General features: G+C 64.6%; 14 protein-coding genes. 6 read left to right on the forward strand and 8 right to left on the reverse strand.

Annotation, left to right across the window (positions count from 1 at the left end):
• The first annotated feature begins 321 nt into the window (after positions 1-321).
• The 3 genes from EGJ22_RS11860 (at position 322) to EGJ22_RS11870 (ending at position 4,675) form a co-directional block, all read left to right on the forward strand.
• On the forward strand, positions 322-1,509 hold the full coding sequence (locus EGJ22_RS11860; protein WP_029885155.1) for a porin: 1,188 nt from the start codon (positions 322-324) through the stop codon (positions 1,507-1,509).
• Between the two features lie 138 nt (positions 1,510-1,647).
• Complete coding sequence (gene nosP / locus EGJ22_RS11865; RefSeq protein ID WP_064314314.1) at positions 1,648-2,811, forward strand: nitric oxide-sensing protein NosP; 1,164 nt, start codon at positions 1,648-1,650, stop codon at positions 2,809-2,811.
• Positions 2,780-4,675: a NahK/ErcS family hybrid sensor histidine kinase/response regulator gene (locus EGJ22_RS11870; protein ID WP_029885153.1), complete on the forward strand. Its 1,896-nt coding sequence runs from the start codon at positions 2,780-2,782 to the stop codon at positions 4,673-4,675. The genes nosP and EGJ22_RS11870 overlap by 32 nt, the downstream gene beginning before the upstream one ends.
• A 52-nt stretch (positions 4,676-4,727) precedes the next feature.
• On the opposite strand, the gene EGJ22_RS11875 is transcribed toward EGJ22_RS11870, so the two are convergent.
• From EGJ22_RS11875 to EGJ22_RS11900, 6 genes are all read right to left on the reverse strand, one after another.
• Positions 4,728-5,393, reverse strand: coding sequence for a response regulator transcription factor (locus EGJ22_RS11875; RefSeq protein WP_009681769.1), 666 nt, complete (start codon positions 5,391-5,393; stop codon positions 4,728-4,730).
• 58 nt (positions 5,394-5,451) lie between these two features.
• Complete coding sequence (locus EGJ22_RS11880; RefSeq protein ID WP_029885152.1) at positions 5,452-6,012, reverse strand: PQQ-dependent catabolism-associated CXXCW motif protein; 561 nt, start codon at positions 6,010-6,012, stop codon at positions 5,452-5,454.
• A 140-nt stretch (positions 6,013-6,152) separates the two neighbouring features.
• A complete protein-coding gene (locus EGJ22_RS11885; RefSeq protein ID WP_029885151.1) occupies positions 6,153-6,944 on the reverse strand; it encodes an ABC transporter permease in 792 nt (263 codons plus the stop codon).
• Positions 6,941-7,681 (reverse strand): ABC transporter ATP-binding protein, encoded by a 741-nt coding sequence (locus tag EGJ22_RS11890; RefSeq protein ID WP_009681772.1) that lies wholly within the window; start codon positions 7,679-7,681, stop codon positions 6,941-6,943. Before EGJ22_RS11890 ends, EGJ22_RS11885 begins: the two co-directional genes overlap by 4 nt.
• Positions 7,678-8,667: a YVTN family beta-propeller repeat protein gene (locus tag EGJ22_RS11895; protein ID WP_009681773.1), complete on the reverse strand. Its 990-nt coding sequence runs from the start codon at positions 8,665-8,667 to the stop codon at positions 7,678-7,680. Before EGJ22_RS11895 ends, EGJ22_RS11890 begins: the two co-directional genes overlap by 4 nt.
• Before the next feature lie 30 nt (positions 8,668-8,697).
• Complete coding sequence (locus EGJ22_RS11900) at positions 8,698-9,891, reverse strand: ABC transporter substrate-binding protein (RefSeq protein WP_009681774.1); 1,194 nt, start codon at positions 9,889-9,891, stop codon at positions 8,698-8,700.
• Between the two features lie 150 nt (positions 9,892-10,041).
• Between EGJ22_RS11900 and EGJ22_RS11905 the strand changes: the two genes are divergently transcribed.
• Together EGJ22_RS11905 and EGJ22_RS11910 are read left to right on the forward strand one after the other, a co-directional pair.
• Positions 10,042-11,316 (forward strand): histidine kinase, encoded by a 1,275-nt coding sequence (locus EGJ22_RS11905; protein ID WP_029885150.1) that lies wholly within the window; start codon positions 10,042-10,044, stop codon positions 11,314-11,316.
• Entirely contained in the window at positions 11,316-11,954 is a 639-nt protein-coding gene (locus EGJ22_RS11910; protein ID WP_029885149.1) for a response regulator transcription factor, read from the forward strand. Before EGJ22_RS11905 ends, EGJ22_RS11910 begins: the two co-directional genes overlap by 1 nt.
• 44 nt (positions 11,955-11,998) lie before the next feature.
• Here EGJ22_RS11910 and EGJ22_RS11915 read toward each other — a convergent pair whose 3' ends face one another.
• Positions 11,999-12,658 (reverse strand): pentapeptide repeat-containing protein, encoded by a 660-nt coding sequence (locus EGJ22_RS11915; protein WP_009682329.1) that lies wholly within the window; start codon positions 12,656-12,658, stop codon positions 11,999-12,001.
• 77 nt (positions 12,659-12,735) lie between these two features.
• Entirely contained in the window at positions 12,736-14,631 is a 1,896-nt protein-coding gene (gene exaA / locus EGJ22_RS11920) for a quinoprotein ethanol dehydrogenase (protein WP_029885148.1), read from the reverse strand.
• 254 nt (positions 14,632-14,885) lie between these two features.
• On the opposite strand from exaA, the gene pedF reads away from it, so the two are divergent.
• Positions 14,886-15,347, forward strand: coding sequence for a cytochrome c-550 PedF (pedF, locus tag EGJ22_RS11925; RefSeq protein ID WP_009682327.1), 462 nt, complete (start codon positions 14,886-14,888; stop codon positions 15,345-15,347).
• Positions 15,348-15,351: the final 4 nt, after the last annotated feature.

Here is a 15,351-nt window from a genome sequence, read left to right on the forward strand (position 1 = left end):
GCGGGCGGCGCTCGCTCTAACAGGCGCTGCCATACCTTGTGGCAAACACCTGTCAGCCCTAAGGCGATCCCTGTGGGAGCTGGCTTGCCTGCGATGGGCCGCAAGGCGGCCCCGGTTCATTCAGGCGTATTGATACCCGCCTGCCACGCCTGCCTACACCCTAAGTCTTGCCCCCCGACCCCAGCAGGTCCCAAGACCAAATCACCGCGCCACACCCTCCGCTCCAAAGCACCCGCCAACCCACGCCAAAGCAGCGTTCCGGGTGGCCTGCCGGCTTCTGATAATCGCCTCCGACATCCTGTCCCCCGTTTGGAGCGCGCCATGCACAACAACAAAAAGCACCTGCCGCCTCGTTTTCTCGCTGCTGCCTTCGCCAGTGTTTCCGCCTTGGGCCTGAGTGGTGCCGCCGAAGCCGAGATCATGCTGTACGACAAGGACCAGACGACATTCTCTACCGATGGCTACATCAACGCCTTCTATGTCAACAGCAAGGTCGACCGCGAGGGCGAGCAGTTCGACCGGCGCCAGTCGCGGGTGAAGATGGGCTTTTTGCCCAACTACATCGGTTTCAACATGGGCAAGCAGGTAGACGACCTGAAACTCGGCGCGCGGGCGTCGTTTTGGGTCACCATCAACGACAGCGAAACCAACGGCACCGATACCGCAATCGACGTGCGCCAGTTCTACGGCACGGTGGCCAACCCTGAGTGGGGCGAAGTGCTGATCGGCAAGGACTTTGGCCTGTTCGCGCGCTCCAACATCCTGTTGGACGAGCTGCTGGCCGGTTATGGCCAGGTCAGTGACACGCTGGGCCTGGTGGATGGCGGCGGGGTGTCGTTCGGCAACATCGGCAGCGGTTACCCCTATCCGTTTCCCACCTCGCAGATCACCTACCGCACGCCGGTGATGGACGGCCTGCGCGTGGCGGTCGGCATCATGGACCCCGTGGATACCAACGACAGCAGCCCGACCGGCAAGGCCTACCAGGAAAACCCACGCACCGAGAGCGAAATCACCTACCAGTTCGACCTGGCGGGGGCGCAGATCTACAGCTGGGTCAACGGTAGCTACCAGACCTCGGACAACACCGACTCGACGGTCCAGTCCGTCACCTCCAAGGGGGTCGGCTATGGGGTGCAGGCGAAGCTGGGCGGCTGGTCATTGACCGGCTCTGGGTTCCAGGCCAAGGGCATCAACCCGTTCTTCACCAATAACGCGGGCGAGCCGGTGTTGCGTAATGTGGACAGCGACGGCTACCTGTTACAGGGCTCCTACAAGTTCGGCAAAAACCGCGTGGCGCTGTCGTATGGCAAGACCAAGGACGATGGCAACGGTGCGGTGGGCAGCGGTGCCGACTACAAGACCCGTGGCGTAGCGTTGTTCCACGACGTCAACGACAACCTCAAGCTGGTGGCCGAGTACAACCAGTTCTCCATCGATGGGCATGAGGGCAGTGCGCAGAATGAAGACACCGATACCTTGGCTGTGGGCGCGGTGCTGACCTGGTAAGCACGGGGCGGCAAGGCAGGCGCAGGTGAAGCTGGCACTTACACCCTTGGAACCGCCCACCCGCTACCCAAGTAGCATTCGCCCCACGTACCCGGCTTCGTACACTGCACCTTCAGCCGCCCTGCGCCGGAGACTTTGATGCAACAGGCCCTCAACGACGGTGTGCTCAGCGCCATGTCCCAGGCCACCGATGCCCGGTTGGCCGCCCAGGACCTGGCGCGACAGCTCCTGCACCCCCACCTGGGCCTGGTGCTGTTTTTCTGTTCCGCCGAATACAACTTGCAGGAACTGGCCCAGGCGTTGGAACAGGGGTTTGGCGGCATCCGCCTGGTGGGCTGCACCAGTGCCGGAGAAATCACCCCGCAGGGGTATGGCCGCAACTGCGTGACCGCGCTGGGCTTCGATCACCGGCACTTTTCCATCGCCACCGGGCTGATCGACGAAATGGAGCACTTCAGCCTCATCGATGCGCAACAGATGGTCGAGCGGCTGGTCGGCACCTGCCGCAGCAATTCGTTGGCGCCGATCAAGGGCCACAGCTTTGCCCTGACCCTGCTCGACGGGCTGTCCAGCCGGGAGGAAATGGTCCTCGCTGCCCTCAGCGCGGCGTTGGGGGACATCCCGCACTTCGGCGGTTCGGCCGGCGACGACAACTACCTCAACCGCACGCATGTCTACCACGGCGGCGCCTTCCACAGCGGCGCAGCGGTGGTGGTGCTGGTCAACACCTGGCTCGACTTCGAAGTGTTCACCACCCATCACATCCAGCCGCGCCAGGAAAAACTGGTGGTCACTGGCGCCGACAGCGGCCAACGCCGGGTATTCGAGCTGAATGCCGAACCCGCTGCCGAGGAATATGCCCGGCTCATCGGTGTGCCGGTGGCGGCGCTCGATTACCGGGTGTTCGCCGCGCACCCGTTGGCCGTGCGCATTCACGACCAGTACTACATGCGCGCCGTCCAGCGTGTGCACGATGACTTGAGCCTGAGTTTCTACTGTGCCGTGGAGAACGGCATCGTGCTCACGGCCATGACCCCAGGGCCGTTGCTGCCGAACCTGCATGAGCTGTTCGACGGCCTGCACCAGCGCCTGGGCCCGCTGTTGATGACCATTGGTTGCGACTGCTTCCTGCGGCGTCTGGAACTGGAGGGGCAACACAGCCTGGAACTGGTGGGGGCGTTTCTGCGCGAGCAACGGGTGATCGGGTTCAACACCTACGGAGAACAGTTCAATGGCATGCATATCAACCAGACCTTCACCGGCGTCGCCATTGCCCGCAACCGGCCTCCTGTCGGTCGCTGACCTGCAGGCCGAGGTGGCCCGGCTGCAGCAGCAGAACCACAAGCTGCAGCGCATCAATGGTGCGCTGATCGAACGTGTCGAGTCCGGGGTCACCCGCGGCAACGATCCGTACGCGGCTTTTCAGCATTCGGTGGTGCTGGCCGAGCAGGTGCGCGAGCGCACCGATGCGCTGAGCCAGGCCATGGCCGAGCTGAAGGCGGTGAACCACCTGCTCAGCGAGGCCCGGCAGCGGGCCGAGACCGCGCACCAGCACCAGATTCGCCTGATCACCGACAACGTTCCGGCGTTGATCGCCTACCTCAATGCCGACCTGGTCTATGAATTCACCAACAAGGTGTATGAGGAATGGTATTGCTGGCCGCGTGGCGTGATGCTGGGGCAAAGCCTGCGCGAGGCCCACAGCGAACAGCATTACCAACGCCTCGAGGCCTATGTGACGCGGGCATTGGCGGGGGAGAGCGTGACCTTCGAGTTTGCCGAAACCAACATCAAGGGCCAGGAGCGCTACATGCTGCGCTCCTATGTCCCCAACCGCCTGGCCAGCGGCGAGGTGGTGGGTATCTTCGTGTTGATCCGCGATATCACCGAGCGGCGCAATACCGCGCAGGCATTGCACCAGGCCTATCAGCACCTGGAGCAGCGGGTGCGTGAGCGCACGGCGGAGCTGACCAGCCTCAACGATCAGTTGCTGCGGGAAATCGAAGAGCGCAGCCAGGCGCAAGCGCGGCTGCGCGAAGCCAAGCGCGAGGCCGAACAGGCCAACCTGTCGAAAACCAAGTTTCTGGCTGCGGTCAGCCATGATTTGCTGCAACCGCTGAATGCGGCGCGGCTGTTCACCAGCGCGTTGCTGGAAAGCCGCGAACCGCAGCACAGTGCCCAGTTGGTCCGCAATGTCAGCAACTCGCTGGAGGATGTGGAGAGCCTGCTGGGCACCCTGGTCGACATTTCCAAGCTTGATGCGGGCGTGATCAAGGCCGATATCGCGCCTTTCGCGCTCAGCGAGCTGCTGGACAACCTGGCGGCCGAATATGCCCAGGTCGCGCGTAGCGAGGGCCTGGCCCTGCATTTCGTGGGGTGTTCGGCGGTGGTGCGCAGTGATATCCAGCTGTTGGCGCGCATTCTGCGCAACCTGCTCAGCAATGCCATCCGTTACACCCGCAGCGGGCGGGTGGTGCTGGGTTGCCGGCGCCTGCGTGGCGGCCTGCGGATCGAGGTGTGGGACAGCGGCATCGGCATCGCCGAAGAACACCTGGAGGAAATGTTCCAGGAGTTCCGGCGCGGTGATGTGCAGCGCCCCGAGCAGGATCGCGGGCTGGGCCTGGGCCTGGCGATCGTGGAGAAGATCGCCGGTATCCTGGGCCATCGCATCCGCGTGCGGTCATGGCTGGGCAAGGGATCGGTGTTTGCCGTCGAGGTCCCGTTGAGCACCGTTGCGCCCAAGGCGCAGCCGAGCCAGCCTGTGTGCGAGCCGATGTTCGAACGCCTGCGTGGGGCGCAAGTCTGGGTGCTGGACAACGATGCGGCCATTTGTGCCGGCATGCGCACGCTGCTCGAAGGCTGGGGGTGCAAGGTGATCACCGCGCTGTCGGAGGAAGACCTGGCGCGCCAGGTAGACAATTACCACGCCGAGGCCAACCTGCTGATTGCCGACTACCACCTGGACAATGACTGCACCGGCCTCGACGCGGTGGCGCGGATCAATGCCCGCCGCACCCAGCCGCTACCGGCACTGATGATCACGGCCAACTACAGCAACGACCTCAAGCAGCAGATCCGTGAGCTGGGCCATACCCTGATGCACAAGCCGGTGCGGCCGTTGAAATTGAAGACTGCAATGAGCCATTTGCTGAGCACCCAAGGCTAGGGCCGGGGGTGCTATGGGGGCTGCAACGCGGCCCCCATGAAGCTGGAGACGGTCAGCGCCGCAGGTAGTCGGCGAAGTCGATATCGCCCGCACTGAGAATGGCCTGCACGCGGTTGTGCACATTGAGCTTGCGCAAGATCGCCGACACATGCGCCTTGACCGTGGTCTCGGCGATATCCAGGGTGTAGGCGATCTGCTTGTTCGATTCCCCCTTGGTCATGCGTTCCAGTACCAGCAACTGCTTGCGGGTCAAGGCCTGGAGCATTTCCGGCGGGAAGCTCGGCGCATCGTTCTGGCGCCGGCCGGTGCTGCTTTTCTGCGCGCGGATGATGTCGGGCGGCAGGTAGACATTACCGTTGAGGATCTGCTCGATCGCCTCGATCATCTGTGCGCGCGGCGAGGACTTGGTGATGAAACCCACCGCGCCGTAGGTGATGGCCTGCAGCACGATCTGTTTCTCCTGTTCGGCCGACACGATCACCACCGGCGTGGTCGGTGCTTCGTTGCGCAGGGTGATCAGGCCGTTGAGGCCGTGCATGCCGGGCATGTTCAGGTCGAGCAGGATCAGGTCGAGGTCGTCATGCGCCTGGGTCAGCGCCAGGGCGCTGTCCAGGTCGGCGGTTTCCATGACCTCGCTGCCTTGGAACCCATCGCTGATGACGTTGTGGATGGCTTCGCGAAACAGGGGGTGATCGTCGGCAATCAGAATTTTGTACATGGCCTTTTCACCTTGTTTTTATTGGATGGAGCAGGGCACGCAGTGGCAGTTGAACAGATCAGGGCAAAGGCACCGGTTGCGCCGGCTGCAGCGGCAGGTTGGCCTGCTGCCACGCGTCAACGCCGTCGCGGTACCAGTACAGGTTGTGGTAACCCAGGGCTTTAGCGCGTTTTACCGCGTTCCAGCTCAGCCAGCAATCGGCGCGGCAGTAGAACACCACAGGCTGGTCGGGGTGCCCGGCGGTGGCGCTTTGCAGGTTGTGCGCAAAGTACGCCTGCCAGGCCGGGCTCAGCTCGCCATCGCCGGTGTTGGCCAGCCACAGGCTGCCGGGAAGGTTGGCGTGCGGCTCGTCTTCGATGAAGCGGCCCTGCAGCCACTGGCGGCGGTACACGTCGATCAGTACCGGCCGCGGCTGCTGGCTGAGCAGGCGTTGCAATGTGGCGGTGTCTACCACCTGGCCGCCCTCGACCTGGGCCGGGGTCGGGCTGCGGTAAAGGGTGATGCGGTAACCGTCGGCAGAGAACAGCGGCGCCGTGTCGGCCTGGGCGGTGCCCAGCGTCAGGCTCAGTGAAAGTGCCGCCAGCAAGGGGCGTGGCAGCCGGGGCAGGGCACGTGGCATGGGGTTCTTCCTTTTTGTTATGAACCCATTACATGCCAGTAGCGGTGCTTTGTGAATGCGACGATAGACAGTAAATGCAGTACTAAAGTAGTAGGTGGCTTGGCGCCGCCCGTCAGCCTGGGCCGCGCCAAACCACAGGATCATCGCGGCTTGCGCAACGCTGCGTGCTGGGGGTTGAAGGTGGCAATCGCCAGCAGCGTGAACAGCACCGTCAAGCCCAGGCACACCGCCAGCGCCAACAGGTTCAGGCGCTGGTACAAGGCAAACCGCACCAGCTCCACGGCATGGGTGAACGGGTTCACCGCGCACAGCCAGTACAGCCACTCGCTGGCTTCGCGCATCTTCCACAGTGGGTACAGCGCCGAAGACAGGAAAAACAGTGGGAAGATCACGAAATTCATCACCCCGGCAAAGTTCTCCAGCTGGCGGATGGCGTTCGACAGCAGCAGCCCCAGGGCACTGAGCATGAACGCCACCAGCAGCAGCGCCGGCAGTGCCAGCAGCAACCCCGCCGCCGGCGGTTGCACACCGTACACCCAGGCGATGGCGAGGAACGCGTACACCTGCAGCAGGGAAATGAGCGAGGTCGCCAGCAACTTGCTGGCCAACAGGAACGGCCGCGGCAGGGGGCTGGTCAGCAGCACGCGCATGCTGCCCATTTCCCGGTCATAGACCATCGACAAGGACCCTTGCATGCCGTTGAACAGCAGGATCATGCAGGCCAGCCCCGGGAGGATGTACACCTCGTAGGGGATGTAGGTGTCGTACGGCTCGATGATGGCGATGCCCAGCGCTGCCCGAAAGCCGGCGGCGAACACCAGCAACCACAGCAACGGGCGCACCAGGGCACTGAGCAGGCGCGTGCGCTGCAATACGAAGCGCAGCCATTCGCGCAGCATGATGCCGTTGAAACACTGCCAGTAGGCGTTCATCGGGTGTGGGCTCCTGAAGGCTGCCGGGTCAGGTGGGCAAAGGCATGGTCCAGGTCGCCGCCGTGCTGCAGGCTCAGGGCATCGGCGGTACCGCTGGCCACCAGGCGCCCTTGATGGAGAATCAGCAGGTCGTCGCTAGGCTGCACTTCGTCCAGCAGGTGGGTGGTCCACAGCACACTCAACTGCTGCTGGCGGCACAGCTGCCGCACGTGCTGGTTGAGTGCCAGGCGGCTGGCCGGGTCGAGGCCGACGCTGGCCTCGTCGAGCAGCAGCAGGCGTGGCTCGTGCAGCAGCGCACGGGCGATTTCCACCCGTCGGCGGTGGCCGATATTCAGCTCGCGCACGCTGTGGTGGCGGCGCTCGCCCAGGCCCTGGCGCGCCAGCTCGGCCTCTACCCGCTGGTTGCCCTGGCGCCGTGACAGGCCATGCAGGGCGGCGTGGTAGCGCAGGTTCTGCTCCACGCTCAGGTCCAGATCCAGGGTGCTCTGCTGGAACACCACGCCCATCTGCCGCAGCGCCGGGCGCGGGGTGTCGCGCAACGAGCAGCCGCACACCCGGATATCGCCGTGCTGCAGGTCGTACAGGCGGGTCAGCAGGGCGATCAGGGTCGACTTGCCGGCGCCATTGGGGCCCAGCAACGCGGCAAAACGGCCCGGTGCCAGGCTGAAACCGACCTGCCGCAGCGCCTCGCGCTGGCCGTAGGCGAAGCTCACATCGGCCACCTCGAGGGCGTTCATGGGGTGACCACCACGCCCCAGGGGTAGCGCCCGACTTTCACCGATTTGAGCACCTTGAGGTTCTGCGTATCGATTACCGATACATCGCCGCTGACCCCGTTGGTGGCCAGCAAGCGGCGCTGGTCAGGGGAGAACGCCAACTGCCAGACCCGCCGCCCGACTAGCAGGTAATCGAGCACCTCGTAGGTCTTGGCATCGATCACCGCCACATGGTTGGCCGGGCCCAGGGCGACGAAGGCATACTTGCCGTCCGCGCTGAGCTTGATGCCCACCGGCTGGACCTTGTCCGGGTGCACGCCCTTGATCTGGAAGTTCAGGGTTTTCAGCACCTGGCGCGTGGCAACTTCAAGGACAGTCACCGTGCCGCCGATTTCCGCCGAGGCCCACAGCCTGGAACCGTCCTGGCTGAATTCGACGAAGCGCGGGCGCTGGTCGACCAGGGTGCTGTCGGCCAGGGTCTGGGTGCTGGTGTCGATCCAGTGCAACATGTTGGTGGTTTCGCTGGTGTTGACCGCCCATTTGCCATCGGGGCTGACGGCCATGCCTTCAGGTTCGATACCGACATCGATCTGCCCCAGTACCTGGTCGGTCACGGTGTCGATCACGGTCACCAGCGCATCGTCTTCGTTGGAAACGTACAGCCAGCGGTCGTTGGGGTGCAGGGCGAACTGCTCGGGGTCCTTGCCAGAGGGCAGTTCCTTGATGATCTTGCGGGTGGCCACGTCCATCACCTGTACCCGGTCGGAATCGCTGGCGCAGATGTACAGCAGCTTGTTGTCATGCGACAGCAGCAGCCCCCGAGGGCGTTGCCCGACCGCAAGGGTTTCGGTGACCTCCAGGGTCTGCAGGTCGATCAGGCTGAGGCTGTTGTCCTTTTCGTTGGACACCCAGGCAGTGGCGGCCAGCGCATGCCCGCAGGCCAGCGCCAGGGCGCCCGTCAGCAGGCTGGGGTAGAGCAGGGCGCGGGAAAGCAGAGGGCGGCGCATGGCGTATTCCTTATTGTTGTGGTTGTCGGCTCAGGGGTACGTGCAGGTCACTTCGGGCTTGTCGTAGCCCAGGCTGTCCATTTCGTTGAAGGGGTGCAGGAAGCCATCTTGTGGCGACGTGCTGACCAGTGCGCGAGGCTGTACCAGCGCAATCGGTTGGCGCAGCTCGCCGTTCCAGGGCCGGTAGCTGAGCTTGCGGCCCTTGAAACCGTCCAGGGGCAGTTGCTCGCTGAGCAGCAGCTGTTGCAGCGCCCGTGGGTCGGCCTGGCGCAGTTTGCTGACCGCGCTGGCAATGCTGCGCACGGCCATCCAGGCGGCGAAGTCACGGTCGTTCATCCAGCGCCCGGCCTGGGCCTCGAAACGTTTTTGCAGTTGCGCCGCGCCGAAGGTTTCCACGGTCTTGTGCCAACCGGTGGGGGTCAACCCCTGGGTGCCCGCCACTGGCCGCGGGTACCAGGTCTGGTAGGGCAGGTATTCGCCAAAGTCACCGCGTTCGTCGGCCACCAGCACCACGTCGTACTCGGCGGTTTGCGTGAACAGCGGCATGTCGGCCTGGGCGCTGCGGCGCTGGTCGTTGTCGAAGGTCCAGGCTTTTTCCGCGACCAGCTGCACGCCGAAGCGTTTAGTCGAGCGGCGCAGGGCGGCGGCGTAGGCCTGGTCATCTGCGGTCTGGCCGACCACCAGCAGCGCGCGTTGCCATTTGCGCAGCACCAGGAACTGCACCAGCGCATCGGCGAGCATTGCCCGGCCCGGCAGGCTGTGCAGCACGTTACCCAGGCACTGGCTGCTGCGCAGGCTGTCGTCGGGGCTGCCGGCATTGAACAGCAGGCTGTCGGGCAGCGCCGCGGCCAGCGCGCGCAGGCTGGTGGCCGGGGCGTTGACCACGAACAGGCGCAGGCCTTGGTCGTGTTGTGCTTGGGCCGCCTGCAACAGCGCCTCGGGGCTGTCCACGTTGGCGCGGGTCAGCTGGAACTGTTGCTTGAGAAAACGGCCGGTGCTGTTGCTGTCGACGATCGCCAGCTCGGCGCCTTGCAGGCCAGCGTCGGCCGGTTCGGGGATGATATTGGACAGCAGCGGGCCCGGGTCGGGCCGGTAGCCCAAATAGCCGATGCCCACGTGCAATAGGGCGTCGGCCTGGCCCGCAGCGGCCGACGCATGGGGCGCGGACAACACGGCGATCAGGGCCAGCAGGCAGAACAAGGCAAGGTGGGCAGGCTGGCGCATGACACACTCCACGGCAGATGGCGCCAGCATAGGAACCCCGCCGGGCGCGGGAAATATGCAGAAAGTAGCGCTCGGCCGGTACCAAGGTAGTAATTTCCCGCGCCACCTACGGTTTTACGATGGGCCTCGGCACCCCTGAAGAGAGCTCCCATGCGCCTGTTCAACTTGTCTGCGCTGTGGCGCATCAACCTTTGGGTCACCGGCTGCTTCGCCCTGGTGACGGTGGCCTGTGCCGGGGTGCTGCTGCACCAGGCTGTGGCCGACGTGGAGCGTGAGCTGCAGTCTGCCGAAGCCGTGGTGACCTACCTTGCCGAGACTGCCGAGCGTGACCCGGCCAGTTTGCAGCCGGGCCTGACCCAGAACCTGCGCCATGTGCGGGTGCATTGGCTGGCAGCTGGCGATGCCGCCCTGTTGCCGGGGGATGCCGGTGTGGATGCCTGGCTGGGCCGCCAGCTGTTCGGTCAACACCACCCAGGTGGCCGTTTACTGACACTGAGCGACGGCCGGCGGGTGCTGATTGCCGTGGATGCCCGCGATGAAATCGACGAAGTCTGGGAGTCGCTGGTGCAATTGCTGAGCTTGTGCGGCCTGGCGCTGGTATTGAGCCTGGTGACCATCCGTTGGGCGGTCGGGCGGGCCATGGGGCTGCTGGCTGAATTGCTGGGGGCGCTGCGGCAGGTGTCGGCGGGGCACCTGGCCGTGCGTTTGCGCGAGGCCAACCTGCCGGAGGCACGCCAGTTGGCTGCGCACTTCAACGCGATGGTGGCGAACCTGGAGCAGGCGCGGGCCGACAATACGCAACTGACCCAGGCCCTGCTGGCGGTGCAGGAGCAGGAGCGTACCCGGCTGGCGCAGGCCCTGCACGATGACCTTGGGCAATACCTGGCCGGTATCCGCGCCCAGGGCTGCCTGCTGCGCATGGCAGCCGACCAGCCCGCTGTGGTCAAGCAGACCACACAGCAACTGGAACTCAATTGCGAACATTTGCAGCAAGGGTTTCGTGCCCTGGTACAAGACCTGTATCCGGTGGCGCTGCAACACATGCCGCTGGCGCAGGCCATTGGCCTGCTGGTGAGCCAGTGGCAGGCCAGGCAGGGCATCGATTGCCGGCTGCGGGTTGGCGAGCATTTGCCAGACTTGCCCGCGCCGAGCAGGACGCACTTGTACCGGCTGCTGCAGGAGGCGTTGACCAATGTCGCCCGGCATGCCGGCGCCAGCCAGGTGCGGGTGCGCCTGCAGCGCAGCGCCAAGGGGTTGCGCTTGTTCGTGCGCGACAACGGGTGCGGCGCGCGCCAACCGCGCCGGCCTGGGGTTGGACTGCACTCGATGGCCGAACGCGCGCGCAGCCTGGGGGGTGAATTACGCATTTTCAGCCGCCCGGGTGGCGGTTGGGCGTTGGCGCTGAACATCCCCAAGGAGGTGTGATGAATATCGTACTGGTCGACGACCATGCTGTGGTCCGCCAAGGCTATGCCAGCCTGCTGCGGGCGGTATTGCCAGACATCCAGGTGCGCGAAGCGGCCAGTGGCGAAGAGGCGCTGGCCCTGGTGCACGAGCAGGTGCCCAACCTGGTGGTCATGGACTTCGGCCTGCCGGGCATCAGCGGCCTGGAAGCCACCCGCCGGCTGCGTCAGCGCCTGCCCCAGCTGCGGGTGCTGTTCTTCAGCATGCACGACGAGTTGCCCCTGGTACGGCAGGCGCTGGAAGCCGGGGCGTCGGGCTACCTGACCAAGAATTCGGCGCCCGAGGTGCTGATCGAGGCGGTGCAGCGTGTATTGGCCGGGCATGCCTACATTGAACAGCCGCTGGCCACGCAATTGGCCTGCACCACCCCGCACAATGAAAGCGACCCGCGCCTGCAGCGCATGACCCAGCGCGAGCTGGAGATTTTCGTCATGCTTGCCAAGGGCACCCCGGCGCGGTTGATTGCCGAGCAGTTGTGCATCAGTGCCAAGACCGTGTCCAACCATTTGACCTTGCTCAAGAGCAAGCTGCAGGTCAGCTCGCATGCCGAGCTGGTGCACCTGGGGATTGACCTGGGGCTGGTGCGGGTAGCGGGGTAGGCCTTGTGTCGCGATGGGCCGCTCCTACAGCCAGGGGCAAACAGTCATTTGTCCCAGGTTTCGGGGCAGCCTGTGCATCCCTCCATGTTGGCCTCCTGAAAATTCCCGTAATGCTGCCGTGCCCCGCGCAGGTCGGCGCGCGCCAGGTTGCTTTGGCCGAACTTGGCCTCCTGCAGGTTGGCATCGGTCAGCCTGGCCTCCTGCAGGTCGGCCTTGCTGAGCCAGGCCATTTCGAGGTCCGCAGCCTGCAGGTTGGCTTTGTGCAACTTGGCCCCGGACAACCGGGCGAACTGCAGATAGGCCGCGCTGAGGTCGGCGTTCTCGAACTGCGCGCCTTGGGCGAACAGGCCCCAGCCTTGGATGGCCACCAGGTGGCTATTGCTCAGGTCGGCCAGGCGCAGGTTGCTCTGCTGCAGGCTGGCGCGGGTCAGGTTGGCGCCTTGCAGGCGGGCTTTTTCCAGGTTGGCCAGGTCCAGTTGGGCGTGGCGCAGGTCGGCGTCGCGCAAGTCGGCGCCGGCCAGGTTCATCTTGCGCAGGTCCTGGTTAGCCAGGTTGGCGCCGCGCAGGTCGGCACCCGGGCACTGGCTGGCTTCGGCGATGACGCAGCCGTTGATGGTCAGTGGGGCATCGTCGCCAGCGTCTTCGGCATGTGCGGCCAGGGCAGGCGAGAGCGCCAACAACAGGGCAATGGGCAGGTAGTTCATGGCGAATGGCTCTCGTGGGTGTAAGCACCAGGTGAAGGGGCCGCAACGCGGCCCCGGGTATACGCCACCTCAGGCGATCACCGCTGGGCGGTCTTGTTGTCCCAGCTCGGGATCTTGAACACCCAGAACGAGCCACCCTGGGCAACGGGCTTGGTCAGTTCGGCCATGTCGCCACCCCACAGCGGCACCGCACCGCCGTAGCCGACCGTCACGCCGATGTACTGCTCGCCATCCTGCTCCCAGGTGATGGGCGGGGATACGATGCCGCTGCCGGTCTGGAACTTCCACAGCTCCTTGCCCGTCTTGGCGTCGAAGGCCTTGAAGAAACCATCGCCGGTGCCGGTGAACACCAGGTTGCCCTTGGTTGCCAGCACGCCTGCCCACAGTGGCAGGTGCTCTTTGTGTTCCCACACCAGTTTACCGGTGGTCGGGTCCATGGCGCGCAGGGTGCCGACGTGGTCGTCGTACATGCGCTTGATGCGGAAGCCCATGCCGAGGTAGGCCGAGCCTTTCTTGTAGTTCACTTCCTCGGTCCAGTATTCCTCCTTCCACTGGTTGCCGGGAATGTAGAACAGGCCGGTGTCCTGGCTGTAGGCCATGGGATTCCAGTTCTTGCCGCCGAGGAATGGCGGTGAAACCTCGACTGGCTTGCCTTTGGTTTCACCCGGCAGCGGCTTGGCCGGGCGCTGGCCGGGGTTTTCCACCGGGCGCCCGGTCTTCAGGTCGATATGGCTGGCCCAGGTGATGTTGTCGACGAAGGGGAAGGCGTTCTGCAACTTGCCATTGTTGCGGTCGACCACATAGAAGAAGCCGTTGCGGTCGGCGTGGCCGGTGGCCTTGACCACCTTGCCGTCCTTGCCTTTGTAGTCGAACAACACCAGTTCGTTGTTGCCGGAGAAGTCCCAGGCGTCGTTGGGGGTGTGCTGGTAGAACCACTTGACCTCGCCGGTGCTCGGGTCTACACCGACCTGGCCGGAGGTATACAGGCTGTCGTAGTCGTGCGGGTTGCCGTCCTTCGAGGTACGCGCCCAGGTGTTCCAAGGCCCCGGGTTGCCCGCCCCGACGATGATGGTATTGGTTTCCGGATCGAAGCTGGCGCTTTGCCAAGGGGCGCCGCCACCATGGCTCCAGGCTTCGACCTTGCCGGTTTCGGTGGTGGGGTCATCTGGCCAGGACGGTGCCTTGACGTCGCCGGTCGGGGTGCTGTCCTTGCCATTCAGGCGGCCCATGTGGCCCTCGACGAAAGGCCGCATCCACACTTCTTCCCCGGTGTCCGGGTCGCGTGCGAACAGCTGCCCGACCACGCCGAATTCATCCCCCGAGCTGCCGTGGATCAGCAGGACCTTGCCACTGGTCTTGTCCTTGATCAGCACCGGCGCGCCGGTCATGGTGTAGCCGGCACTGTGGTCGCCGAACTTCTTGTTCCAGACCACCTTGCCGGTGTGTTTGTCCAGGGCCACGACCCGCGCGTCGAGGGTGCCGAAGTAGATCTTGTCACCGTAGATGGCAGCGCCCCGGTTGACCACGTCGCAGCAGGGGCGAATGTTGTCGGGCAGGCGGTGGTTGTAGGTCCACAGGCGTTTGCCGGTCTTGGCATCGAGGGCAAATACCCGTGAGTACGACCCTGTCACATAGACCACACCGTCGCTGACGATGGCCTGCGATTCCTGGCCGCGCTGCTTCTCGTCGCCGAACGAGTAGGACCACGCCGGGGTGAGCTTGAACACGTTCTTGTCGTTGACCTGGGCCAACGGGCTCCAGCGCTGGGCATTGGTGCCCATGCCGTACTGCAGCACGTCGTTGGTGGTGAGGTGGTCGTTGGCGATGTCTTCCCAGGTGACGTTCTTGGTGGCAGGTGCCGCAGGGAGGGTGGCCGCTGTTGCCACGCTGCCCAAGGCCAGGCTACCGGCCATCAGCAGCACGCGCACGCTCAAGGCCAGAGGGGAAAGGGCGGGTAGCGATCTTATTGTCATGGTTGCAGTTCCCAGTGGAGGTTTTGGCCTGCACAGGGTGGGCCGCCGGGGCGCTCGCCGGATACGGAAAAAATCCCGCCATTGCCGGGAAGAGTTCCCGGTCGGCACCTCATTTGGCCGTTCGCCACAAGCCCTACTACCAAGGGAGTAAGGCGCGACCACCAAAGCAGCATTCGGCCGTATGCCGGGTGTTTTTAAGATGGCGGCACGGCCTCTGTGGTTGAGGCTTTGCGTGCAATGGTGAGGGCATAACAATGACAACAAAACGCAATGTGTGGCTTGCTGCAGGCTTGTTGGCCGGCGCGGTAATGACCGGTACGGCCTGGGCCCATGGCAATGTAGTCCCACAGGCGGTAGAGACCAAGGGGCTGACCCCGGTCAAGGACGCTGGGGTGAGCCTGGACGCAGACGGCTGGGCGGCGGTCAACCCTTACCGTAGCTCGCCGGAACACGACAAGGCAGTCGAGATCGGCGCCTCGGCCTATAACCAGAACTGCGCGGCCTGCCATGGCCTGGAAGCCAAGTCTGGCGGCATTGCCCCGGACCTGCGGCTGCTCGATGCCGGCGACGCCGGCGATGAATGGTTCGTCGAGCGTGTGCGCCATGGCGCGGTGCGCGACGGCCGCGTGTACATGCCGAAAATGGCCGACTACCTGAGCCAGGAGGCTTTGTGGGCGGTGCGCACATACCTGGACAGCGTGCACGTCGAGGAGTAACGGC

This window comes from Pseudomonas sp. p99-361, from assembly GCF_003935475.1.
Lineage (GTDB): Bacteria > Pseudomonadota > Gammaproteobacteria > Pseudomonadales > Pseudomonadaceae > Aquipseudomonas > Aquipseudomonas juntendi.

Bases quoted from the DNA above. Each gene is read 5' to 3' on its own strand.
- EGJ22_RS11860 (WP_029885155.1), top strand. From the start codon at position 322: ATGCACAACAACAAAAAGCACCTGCCGCCTCGTTTTCTCGCTGCTGCC.
- EGJ22_RS11915 (WP_009682329.1), bottom strand. From the start codon at position 12,658: ATGAACTACCTGCCCATTGCCCTGTTGTTGGCGCTCTCGCCTGCCCTG.
- EGJ22_RS11910 (WP_029885149.1), top strand. From the start codon at position 11,316: ATGAATATCGTACTGGTCGACGACCATGCTGTGGTCCGCCAAGGCTAT.
- pedF (WP_009682327.1), top strand. From the start codon at position 14,886: ATGACAACAAAACGCAATGTGTGGCTTGCTGCAGGCTTGTTGGCCGGC.
- EGJ22_RS11905 (WP_029885150.1), top strand. From the start codon at position 10,042: ATGCGCCTGTTCAACTTGTCTGCGCTGTGGCGCATCAACCTTTGGGTC.
- EGJ22_RS11895 (WP_009681773.1), bottom strand. From the start codon at position 8,667: ATGCGCCGCCCTCTGCTTTCCCGCGCCCTGCTCTACCCCAGCCTGCTG.
- EGJ22_RS11875 (WP_009681769.1), bottom strand. From the start codon at position 5,393: ATGTACAAAATTCTGATTGCCGACGATCACCCCCTGTTTCGCGAAGCC.
- EGJ22_RS11880 (WP_029885152.1), bottom strand. From the start codon at position 6,012: ATGCCACGTGCCCTGCCCCGGCTGCCACGCCCCTTGCTGGCGGCACTT.
- EGJ22_RS11890 (WP_009681772.1), bottom strand. From the start codon at position 7,681: ATGAACGCCCTCGAGGTGGCCGATGTGAGCTTCGCCTACGGCCAGCGC.
- EGJ22_RS11885 (WP_029885151.1), bottom strand. From the start codon at position 6,944: ATGAACGCCTACTGGCAGTGTTTCAACGGCATCATGCTGCGCGAATGG.
- EGJ22_RS11900 (WP_009681774.1), bottom strand. From the start codon at position 9,891: ATGCGCCAGCCTGCCCACCTTGCCTTGTTCTGCCTGCTGGCCCTGATC.
- nosP (WP_064314314.1), top strand. From the start codon at position 1,648: ATGCAACAGGCCCTCAACGACGGTGTGCTCAGCGCCATGTCCCAGGCC.
- exaA (WP_029885148.1), bottom strand. From the start codon at position 14,631: ATGACAATAAGATCGCTACCCGCCCTTTCCCCTCTGGCCTTGAGCGTG.